This window comes from Streptomyces sp. NPDC004542 (genome assembly GCF_040610035.1).
GTDB lineage: Bacteria > Actinomycetota > Actinomycetes > Streptomycetales > Streptomycetaceae > Streptomyces.
In genome coordinates this window covers 45,485-55,704 of sequence record NZ_JBEXLP010000046.1, presented here as the reverse complement: position 1 = coordinate 55,704, position 10,220 = coordinate 45,485, and the positions used below count along the sequence as shown (strand labels likewise).

7 protein-coding genes and 1 tRNA gene are annotated in these 10,220 nt (G+C 73.4%); 4 read left to right on the top strand and 4 right to left on the bottom strand.

The genetic code is table 11. From position 1 onward, the window contains the following. A partial coding sequence (locus ABZX30_RS23890) for a helix-hairpin-helix domain-containing protein (RefSeq protein ID WP_355936617.1) occupies positions 1-1,822 on the top strand: 1,822 nt, incomplete at its 5' end. Between the two features lie 53 nt (positions 1,823-1,875). Here ABZX30_RS23890 and ABZX30_RS23885 read toward each other — a convergent pair. Next, entirely contained in the window at positions 1,876-2,607 is a 732-nt protein-coding gene (locus ABZX30_RS23885) for a hypothetical protein (RefSeq protein ID WP_355936614.1), read from the bottom strand. 47 nt (positions 2,608-2,654) lie between these two features. On the opposite strand from ABZX30_RS23885, the gene ABZX30_RS23880 reads away from it, so the two are divergent. Continuing rightward, positions 2,655-2,843 carry a DUF5703 family protein gene (locus tag ABZX30_RS23880; protein WP_005485166.1) on the top strand — a complete coding sequence of 63 codons (189 nt, stop codon included), beginning with the start codon at positions 2,655-2,657 and terminating at the stop codon, positions 2,841-2,843. A 97-nt stretch (positions 2,844-2,940) separates the two neighbouring features. Here ABZX30_RS23880 and ABZX30_RS23875 read toward each other — a convergent pair whose 3' ends face one another. The 3 genes from ABZX30_RS23875 to ABZX30_RS23865 all read right to left on the bottom strand — a co-directional run bounded on the left by ABZX30_RS23875 (position 2,941) and on the right by ABZX30_RS23865 (position 5,712). Continuing rightward, entirely contained in the window at positions 2,941-3,876 is a 936-nt protein-coding gene (locus tag ABZX30_RS23875) for a chaplin (RefSeq protein WP_355936611.1), read from the bottom strand. A gap of 116 nt (positions 3,877-3,992) precedes the next feature. Continuing rightward, on the bottom strand, positions 3,993-4,226 hold the full coding sequence (locus ABZX30_RS23870; protein WP_355936608.1) for a chaplin: 234 nt from the start codon (positions 4,224-4,226) through the stop codon (positions 3,993-3,995). A 160-nt stretch (positions 4,227-4,386) separates the two neighbouring features. Next, entirely contained in the window at positions 4,387-5,712 is a 1,326-nt protein-coding gene (locus tag ABZX30_RS23865) for a M20/M25/M40 family metallo-hydrolase (RefSeq protein WP_355936605.1), read from the bottom strand. 199 nt (positions 5,713-5,911) lie between these two features. Here ABZX30_RS23865 and ABZX30_RS23860 point away from each other — a divergent pair. Further along, positions 5,912-5,999, top strand: a tRNA-Leu gene (locus tag ABZX30_RS23860). A 312-nt stretch (positions 6,000-6,311) separates the two neighbouring features. Next, positions 6,312-10,178 (top strand): Pls/PosA family non-ribosomal peptide synthetase, encoded by a 3,867-nt coding sequence (locus tag ABZX30_RS23855; RefSeq protein WP_355936604.1) that lies wholly within the window; start codon positions 6,312-6,314, stop codon positions 10,176-10,178. The last annotated feature ends 42 nt before the right edge of the window (positions 10,179-10,220 follow it).

The following is a 10,220-nucleotide window of genomic DNA, read 5'->3' as shown; positions in this document are numbered from 1 at the left end:
GCGTCCGCGGCCCGCCCCGGCCAGCGCACCCGCCGCACCGGCCCCCGCGCCGGACACGGTCGCGGCCGTACGGCGCGTGCTGACCGACGGTGGCGCGCCCGAGGCGCTCGCACCCCAGGCCGCCGCGGTCCTCGGCGAGGGTGCCGATGCCGTGCTGCGGGAGGATCCCTGGCAGCTGCTGCGGGTCGCCGGAGTGCGCCCCGAGCAGGCCGACGGGTTCGCGCGGGCGCTGCTCGGCGCGGAGTGCGGCCCGGACGACGAACGGCGGGGCCGCGCGGTGACCGGCTGGCTGCTGGAGCAGGCGGCCCTGGCCGGACACACCGCCCTGGAACTGCCCGCGCTCACCACGGCCCTGGGCCGGCAGGGCGTGCCCGATCCGGACGCGGCCGTGCAGAGCGCCCTCGCGGAGGGTGAGGCCCTGGCCTTCCAGGACGCGCTTGAGGAGCCCGGCGCCCCGGCCCGGACGGCGCGGGGGGAGAACGAGAAGGACGCTGGGGACACCGAGGACGCCGGGGAGAGTGACGAGCAGCGACCGGTGCGCGTGCTCGTCGGCCTGGAGCGGTACGCGCTCGCCGAGGAGAGCCTCGCCGACGGTCTGGCCCGTCTGGTCAACTCACTGCCCAAGGAGGCCGCCGAGGAGTGGCAGGCGGTGACCGCGTCCGGCGGTGTCGCGGAGCTGGTGCGGGCCGTCGCCGGGCACGGCCTGGTGCTGCACACGGGAGGTGAGGCGGCGCGCGCCGAACCGGCGGCCCTGCTCACCGCGGCCCGGGCGGCCGGGCTGCGGGCCGTGGCGGCCTGCCACACGCCGGACGGACGGCAGCGGTTCGCGGCCCTGCTCGACGCTGCGGACGGGGGCGAGGACACCGGGTCCGTCGTCACCGTTCCCGGTCTGCTGACCGGCGCGGAGGGACCGGGCCGGGACGCCGAAGGGGCCCTGGACCTGGATCTGCTGATCGTGCTGGACGCCCCGCAGCTCGATGTGGAGAGCGCGGCGATGATCGTGGAGTCGCTGCCCGACGGGGCCCGCCTGGTGCTCGCGGGGGACCCGGGGGTGCTGTGGTCGGCCGGGCCGGGCCGGGTCTTCGCCGACCTGCTCGCCGCGCGCGTGTGCCCGCAGGTCGCCTCCCGCGTCCCCGACCCGGGCCCGCTCGGCGAACTGGTCTCCGGCATCGGCGTCGGCGAGCTGAACCAGGTCGGGGCGCCCGGCAAGGAGATCGTCATCGTGCCGGTCCGGGACGCGGGCGAGGCCGTGCACCGGACCGTGCAGCTGGTCGCGGACTCCGTGCCCCGTGCCATCGGCGTGCCGCCCGAGCAGACGGTGGTGATCACCCCGGGTCACGGGGGCGCCGCGGGCACCCGGGCGCTGAACGCGGAGCTCAAGAAGCGGCTCAATCCGGGTCCCGGCCGCTTCGGCGGGTTCGATCCGGGCGACCGGATCGCCTACTCCCCCGCGCCGGGCCGTACGCTGCCGGGTCAGGTGGTGAAGGCCGACGCCGACGGGCTGCACCTGTCGTGCGCGGGTGACCCGGTCGTCGTACCGAGGGAACGGGTGGAGCAGTCCGTGCGGCACGGTTGGGCGCTGACCGCGCACCAGGCGGTCGGTTCGCTGTGGCCGGCGGTGGTCGTGGTGCTGCCGGGCGACGCCGCCCAGACCCTCAGCCGGCCCTGGGTGTACACGGCCTTCGGCCGGGCCGGCCGGCATCTGTCCGTGGTGCACGGAATCGAGCAGGCGCTGCCCAGGGCCGTCGCGGAGATCTCGGCCAAGCCGCGCACGACGCGCCTGCCGGTGCTGCTGAGAACGCAGGTCCCGGCGGCAGGCTGATCGGTCACGGCGGTGCCGGCCGGCCCCAGGGCCGTACGGCACCGCCGCCCGGGTCAGCGTTCGGCGTCCAGCGGCTCGAGGTCCTCGTCCTCGTCGAGGTCGAGGACGTCCTCGAAGTCGTCGGCCTCGTCGTCGCCGTCGTCGTTGTCGTCGTCCGGTTCTTCGTCGTCTTCGTCGTCTTCGTCGTCCTCGTCGAACACCGCGCTGACGTCGAACCGGCAGATCACCCGCTGCGGATCGACCTGCTCGAAGGGTGCCTCGAGCCACTCACCCGGCTCGGCCGGTTCCTCGGCGGCGGTGACCCAGAGCGTGGAGTCGCCCTCCTCCAGGCCGAACTCCTTGTGCCGGGAGGCGATCTCGTCCGGTTCGAACTCGCCGAACAGGATGCCCAGGGCGCCGTGGACGGTGCCGGAGGCATCCGTGCCGTCTTCGTAGTCCGCCGCCTCGACCCGCTCGGCCTGCGCCTGCAGCCGCTGGGGTTCCGCCACGGCGTAGTCGCGGCGGATCAGCACGCTGATCGCGTTCGGCTCCTCGGGGCCCGCGTACGGCGGCAGTGACTCGTCCGCGGCGGGGATCTCGAAGGGGGTCACCTCGTCGTAGCGGTCGTAGAGCAGCTCGTCGTACGTCTCGGCGGCCGCCGCCAGCTGGTTGAACGCCTCGTAGACGGCCGGGTCGTCCTCACCCGACCTGCGTTCTACCGCCGCAAGGTGGCGGTCGAGCGCGGTCTTGACCGCCTCGGCGGCGGCGCGTACCTCGGCAGCGGTGGGCTGCGCAGCATCAGACATAGTGCAGACGCTATCCGTACCGGGCCCCAGCCCGCACAATAGATGCGATGCCGGAATACGAATTTGTCGACGTGTACGTGCCTCGCGGGGTCTCCCGCAAGGATGCGACACGCCTGCTGACGGACCATGCCGAGTACGGACACTGGGAATTGGACCGACTGAGCCTGCTGCGCGACGGCAGCCGCAGGGTGCGGTTGCGCCGGCGGATCATCCGCCAGGTGCGTGCCACGTGGTGAAGCAGGTCGACTGAGACGGAGCGGGCCCCGCCGATGCGGGGCCCGCTCCGTTTCCGTCACCGGGTTGTTGCCCGGAGGTGGGGTCACCGGCCGGGTGTCATGCCGAGGCCCGGGCCTTGCGGTAGAGCACCGCGCCCGCCAGCAGCGCGCCCGCGCCCGCGGGCAGGGCGATGCCCAGCGGCAGCCCGCTGCCGGTGTGGGCGAGCTGCCCGGCGGCCGACTGCTGGGCGGCACGTCCGCCGTGCTGGTTGACGTGCGAGGAACCACCCGGGTTACCGGGGGTCCCCGGCGTACCCGGAGTGCCCGGGTTACCGGGGGTTCCCGGCGTACCCGGAGTGCCCGGGTTACCGGGGGTTCCCGGGTTACCCGGCGTACCGGGGGTGCCGGGCGTACCGGGGTTGCCCGGCTGCCCCGGCGGCGTCGTACCGCCGCTACCCCCGCCGTTGCCGCAGTCGTTGTCCTTGGCGCTGTTGACGACGCCGATGACGCCGATGCTGTTGCCGCACACGTTCACCGGCACGTGCACCGGCACCTGGACCTGATTGCCCGAGCCGACCCCGGGCGAACCGCCCGTGTCCCCTCCCGCCTGAGAACCACCGGAACCACCGGAACCACCGCCGTTGCCGCAGTCGTTGTCCTTGGCGCTGTTACCGGCGCCGATGACGCCGATGCTGTTGCCGCACACGTTCACCGGCACGTGCACCGGCACCTGGACCTGATTGCCCGAGCCGACCCCGGGCGAACCGCCCGTGTCCCCTCCCGCCTGAGAACCACCGGAACCACCGGAACCACCGCTGTTGCCGCACTGGTTGCCCGTCGCGGGGTTGAGGAACCCGACGACGTTCACGGTGTTGCCGCAGACGTTCACCGGCACGTGCACCGGCACCTGGACGACGTTGCCGGACAGCACGCCCGGTGCATTGGACGAGGAGCCCGCCGCACCCGCATCCGCGTGGGCGTAGCCACTCGCGGCGGCGATCACGCCGGTGGCGGCTGCCACGGTCATCAGACCCTTACGGGTACCCTGTCGCATCACTGCTTTTCCCCCTGCCTTCACATCCTGCATTTCACGAAAAGTCTCGGTAAGCCCCGGAATGCGTGGAGCGCGCTCCGGGGCCGACCGCGCAGACGTCCCTCAGAGAGACGTCATCACCCGTTGATGCAGGCGTTGTCAGAGGCAGGGTTCATGAACCCGATCACGCTGATCGTGTCGCCGCACACGCCCACCGGGACGTGCACCGGCACCTGGATGGCGTTGCCGGAGACGACACCCGGGGAGTGTGCGGCGGAACCCTGGGCAGCCGAGTCGGCGACGGCCAGGCCCGCGCCTGCGAGAACCAGACCACTGGTGGCGGCCGCAGCAGCGACGACCTTCTTGAGCATTGTTCCTCCTCGTTGACACAAGCGATCTCGCGTTGCTGATCGCATTACCTGTAACGAGGAGGGAGTAATGGAGCTACGAGCTTATGGTCGCATTCACCCTTCTCAGTCGATCTCGTACGGGCGCCCGAATAGCTCTGCCCCTTGACTCACCACGCGTGCCTCACGACGCGTCGATGAACCGGTCGAGCACCCGCACACCGAACTTCAGCCCGTCCACCGGCACCCGCTCGTCCACGCCGTGGAACATGCCCGCGAAGTCCAGCTCCGGCGGCAGCTTCAGCGGTGCGAAGCCGAACCCCCGGATGCCGAGGTCGTCGAAGGACTTGGCGTCCGTACCGCCGGACAGCATGTACGGGATGGCCTTGGCGGCCGGGTCCTCGGCCAGCAGCGAGGACTGCATGGCCTCCACCAGCGCCCCGTCGAAGGTGGTCTCGACGGCCTTGTCGGCGTGCACGTCCTCCCGCCGCACCTTCGGCCCGAGGATCCGGTCGAGGTCGGCGAGGAACTCCTCCTCGTGGCCCGGCAGGAAGCGCCCGTCGACGTGCGCGGTGGCCTCGCCCGGAATGACGTTGACCTTGTAGCCGGCGCCCAGCTGCGTGGGGTTGGCGGTGTTGCTCAGGGTCGCGCCGATCAGCTTGGCGATGCCGCCGAGCCGGGCGAGCGTCGACTCCATGTCCTCGGGGTCGAGCTCGGTGCCGAGCGCGTCGCCGAGCTCGTCGAGGAAGGCGCGGGTGGTCTTGGTGACCCGTACCGGGAACTTGTGCCGGCCCAGCCGTGCCACGGCCTCCGACAGCTCGGTGATCGCGTTGTCCCGGTGGATCATCGACCCGTGCCCGGCGGTGCCGGCCACGGTCAGCTTCATCCAGTGCATGCCCTTCTCGGCGGTCTGGATCAGGTAAAGCCGCCGCTGCTCGCTGACCGTGAACGAGAACCCGCCGACCTCGCTGATCGCCTCGGTGACGCCGTCGAAGAGGTCGCGGTGGTGGTCGACGAGGTACCGCGCCCCGTACGTGCCGCCCGCCTCCTCGTCCGCGAGGAAGGCCAGCACGATGTCCCGGGGAGGACGGCGTCCGCTGCGCAGCCGGTCGCGGACGACCGCCAGCGTCATCGCGTCCATGTCCTTCATGTCGACGGCACCGCGTCCCCACACGCATCCGTCGGCGACCTCCCCGGAGAAGGGCCCATGGGTCCAGTCGGCCGCGTTGGCGGGCACGACGTCCAGGTGGCCGTGGATCAGCAGCGCGGGCCGGGACGGGTCCTCGCCCTCGATACGGGCCACCGTCGACGCCCGCCCGGGGTGCGACTCGTAGATCTTCGGGTCCAGGCCCACCTCGGCGAGCTTCTCGGCGACGTACTCGGCGGCCGTGCGCTCGCCCGGGCCCGAGTGGTCGCCATAGTTGCTGGTGTCGATCTGGATCAGCTCGCGGCAGAGGTCCACGACCTCGTCCTCGCCGGTGACGCCCCTGGCCGTGTCCGTCTCGCTCACGCTGCTTCCTCCCGCTGTCACTGCCGGCCGGTCCCCCTCATCCTGCCCCTCCGCACCGCGCGACCCCAAGAGCGGGTCCGCCCCGTCACACACCGTTCACGCCGGACGCGACCCGGGACGGGGTGTGATCGGCCACCCCCGAAAGCCTGGTAATGTTTCCTTCGTCGCCGCGGGGGACACCTCGCACGACAGACACCTTGTCCGGGTGGCGGAATGGCAGACGCGCTAGCTTGAGGTGCTAGTGCCCTTTATCGGGCGTGGGGGTTCAAGTCCCCCCTCGGACACCAGCTGGGACCCCTGCTGAGCAGGGGTCTTTCCCATGTCAGGGCTGCCGCCCGGCCGCGCGACCGGTATGCGCCGAGCCCGGCGGGGCCATGTGGGCCATCTCTCCTCGCGGCCGAATACCGCCAGGTCAGCGGTTTCTGACCGGCCCTCACCCATCCCCCGGACGGCCCACCCGCGTGGCCGTGACCAGGCCGGAAGCCTACCGTCGTACTAATATTTCCGGCTTGTTACGGAGCTGGAGCCGGACAACCCCAGGCAGACCTGCGGGCCCGCCAGCGCCCCGGAGGCTTCCGGGCTGGAGACGCGAGGACCCGATGGCAGCCACGCACGAGAGCAGTGCTCTTGGCCTGCTCGACGAAGAGATACGCGAGCGGTTCGGCGACACGGCACGGTTTTCCGGAGGGCCGGCGGCCCCTGCCCGCACGCTCGTGGACGTCTTCGACGCGTCGGTGCGGTCGTACCCGGACGAACTCGCCCTGGACGACGGCACGACGCGGCTCACCTACCGTGAGCTGGCCGCGGAGGTGGAGCGGTTGCGGCGGCGGCTGGCCGCGGCCGGGGTCGGCCGCGGCGACCGGGTGGGGGTGCGGGTCCCGTCCGGCACCAACGGCCTGTACGTCGCGGTGCTCGCCGTGCTGGCCGCGGGTGCCGCCTACGTCCCCGTGGACGCCGAGGACCCGGACGAGCGGGTCGAACTGGTGTTCGGGGAAGCCGGGGTGCGGGCCGTCGTCGGGGCCGGGCACCGGCTGGACGTGACCGGCCGCGGTGACGTCCCGGCCGCCCGGCCGGGCGTGGAGGACGACGCGTGGATCATCTTCACCTCGGGGTCCACCGGGAAGCCCAAGGGCGTCGCCGTCAGCCACCGCAGCGCGGCCGCGTTCGTGGACGCCGAGGCCGCGCTGTTCCTCACGGAGGAGCCGATCGGGCCCGGCGACCGGGTGATGGCGGGGCTGTCGGTGGCGTTCGACGCGTCCTGCGAGGAGATGTGGCTGGCGTGGCGGTACGGGGCCTGTCTGGTCCCGGTGCCCCGGTCACAGGTCCGCAGCGGCGCCGACCTCGGGCCCTGGCTGGTCGAGCAGGAGATCACCGTCGTCTCCACGGTGCCCACGCTGGCGGCCCTGTGGGAGCCCGAGACCCTGAACGACGTACGCCTGCTGATCTTCGGCGGGGAGGCCTGCCCGCCCGAGCTGGTGCAGCGGCTGGTGACGGAGGGCCGCGAGGTCTGGAACACCTACGGGCCCACCGAGGCGACCGTCGTCGCCTGCGCCTCGCTGATGTCCGGTGCGGAGCCGGTGCGGATCGGGCTGCCGCTCAACGGCTGGGAGCTCGCCGTCGTCGACGAGGCCGGGGAGCCGGTGCCGATGGGCGGCAGCGGGCAGCTGGTGATCGGCGGGGTCGGGCTCGCCCGGTACCTGGACGCCGAGAAGGACGCGGAGAAGTACGCGCCGCTCGAGCCGCTGGGCTGGGAGCGGGCGTACCGCAGCGGTGACCTGGTGAAGGCCGAGCCCGAGGGGCTGGTCTTCCTCGGGCGGGCCGACGAGCAGATCAAGCTCGGCGGGCGGCGCATCGAGCTCGGCGAGGTGGATGCCGCCCTCCAGGCGCTGCCCGGCGTCGCGGGGGCCGCCGCCGCCGTGCGCACCGCCCGCGGCGGCAACGAGCTCCTGGTCGGTTACGTCGTCACCCAGGAGGGCTGGGACCACGCGGCGGCCGTCGGGAAGCTGCGCGCCGAGCTGCCCGCGGCGCTGGTCCCGCTCCTCGCGCCGGTCGCCGGCCTGCCCACCCGGACCAGCGGCAAGGTGGACCGGGGCGCGCTCCCCTGGCCGCTGGACGGCCTGGAGACCGGCGGTCCGGCCGAGCGGCTCCACGGCACCGAGGCCTGGCTCGCCGAGCAGTGGACGGAGGTCCTCGGCATCCCGGTGGCCGGCGCCTCGGACGACTTCTTCGCGATCGGCGGCAGCAGCCTGGCCGCCGCCCGGCTGACGACGCGGCTGCGTACCCGCTACCCGGGCGCCGCCGTCCTGGACATCTACCAGCAGCCCACCCTGCGCAAGCTGGCCCGCCGTCTGGAGAAGTCGGCGCGGGACGACGGCGCCCGCCGCACGGTCGCGCCGGTGCCGACGCGGGCCAAGGTGATCCAGCTGCTGCTGCTCGTGCCGCTGTTCACGCTGCTGGGGCTGCGCTGGACGGTGGCGCTGGCCGCGCTCGGGAACCTGTTGCCCGCCTTCCCCTGGCTGCCGACGGCCCCTTGGTGGCTGGTCGCGGCCGGTGCCGTCCTGCTGTTCAGCCCGCCGGGCCGGCTGGCGGTCGCCGCGGGCGGGGCGCGGCTGCTGCTGCGCGGTGTGCGGCCCGGTCACTATCCGCGCGGCGGCGGCGTGCACCTGCGGCTGTGGACCGCCGAGCGGCTGGCCGAGTTCAGCGGGGCGACCTCGCTGACCGGGTCCTGGCTGGAGCGGTACGCGCGGGCACTGGGCGCCAGGGTCGGGCAGGACGTCGACCTGCACTCGCTGCCGCCGGTCACCGGCATGCTGAAGCTGGGCCGGGGTGCGGCCGTGGAGTCCGAGGTCGATCTGTCCGGGTACTGGCTGGACGGAGACCTTCTGGAGATCGGCCCGGTGAAGGTCGGCGCGCACGCCGTCGTCGGCACCCGCAGCATGCTCTTCCCGGGTGCCCGGGTCGGCAAGCGGGCCGAGGTGGCACCCGGGTCGGCCGTCACCGGCCAGATCCCGACCGGTCAGCGCTGGGCGGGCGCGCCCGCCGTGAAGCTCGGCAGGGCCAAGCGGAACTGGCCGAAGGACCGGCCGCGGCGCCGGGTGCGCTGGCGGTTCCTGTACGGCGTCTCCGGTGCCGCGCTGACCCTGCTGCCGGTGGTCGCGGGGATCGCCGCGCTCGCCGTGGCCTCGGTGTTCGTGGCGCCCGGTACCGGACTGGGTGCGGCCCTGCGGGGTGCGGCGCTCGCGCTGGTACCGGCCACGCTGGCCTTCGGGCTGGCGTACGCGCTGCTGATCCTGGTCTGCGTGCGGCTGCTGAGCCTGGGCCTGCGCGAGGGCACGCACCCGACGCACGGCCGGGTCGGCTGGCAGGCGTGGACCGTCACGCAGCTGATGGACCGGTCCCGGGAGACGCTGTTCCCGCTGTACGCGGGGCTGGTGACGCCGGTGTGGCTGCGGCTGCTCGGGATGCGGATCGGGCGGGGCGCCGAGGTGTCGACGGTGCTCGCGCTGCCGAGCCTGACCACGGTCGGCGAGGGCGCGTTCCTGGCGGACGACACGCTGACCGCGCCGTACGAGCTGGGCGGCGGCTGGCTGCGGATCGGGCGTGCGGAGATCGGGCGGCGGGCCTTCCTGGGGAACTCCGGGATGACCGCGCCGGGCCGGTCGGTGCCGGACGGCGGCCTGGTGGGGGTGCTGTCGGCGGCGCCGAAGAAGGCGAAGAAGGGCGGCTCCTACCTGGGGCTGCCGCCGGTGCGGCTGCCGCGCAGCGCGAGCGGCGGTGACCGGAGCCGTACGTACGATCCGCCGGCCCGGCTGCTGTGGGCGCGCGCCCTGGTGGAGGCGTGCCGGATCGTGCCGGTGCTGTGCTCGGCGGCGCTGGCGGTGCTGACGGTGGCGGCGCTGTGCGTGCTCGGTGTGTGGGCTCCGCTGCTGTCCGGGCTGGTGCTGCTCGCGGCGGGTGCGGCGGCGGGGCTGGTGTCGGTCGTCGCGAAGTGGCTGCTCGTGGGGCGGCACCGCGGCGGGGAGCACCCGCTGTGGAGCGGCTTCGTGTGGCGCAACGAGCTGGCGGACACCTTCGTGGAGGTGGTGGCCGTGCCGTGGCTGGCCGGTTCGGTTCCGGGTACACCGGTGATGACCGCGTGGCTGCGCGGGCTGGGCGCGCGGATCGGGCGGGGTGCGTGGGTGGAGAGCTACTGGCTGCCCGAGACCGACCTGGTGACCCTGGGGGACGCGGCCACCGTGAACCGTGGCTGCGTGCTCCAGACGCACCTCTTCCACGACCGGATCTTGCGGACGGATACTGTGGTCCTCCGTGAGGGCGCGACGCTGGGCCCTGGCGGGATCGTGCTGCCCGGCAGCACGGTGGGGGCCCGTACGACGCTGGGTCCCGCGTCGCTCGTCATGGCCGCGGAGTCCGTTCCGGACGGCACCCGCTGGCTCGGCAACCCGATCGAGGCATGGCGTCCCTGAGGGCGGGCCGCTCGGGACGGGTGAGCGGTGTTCCGGCACGGA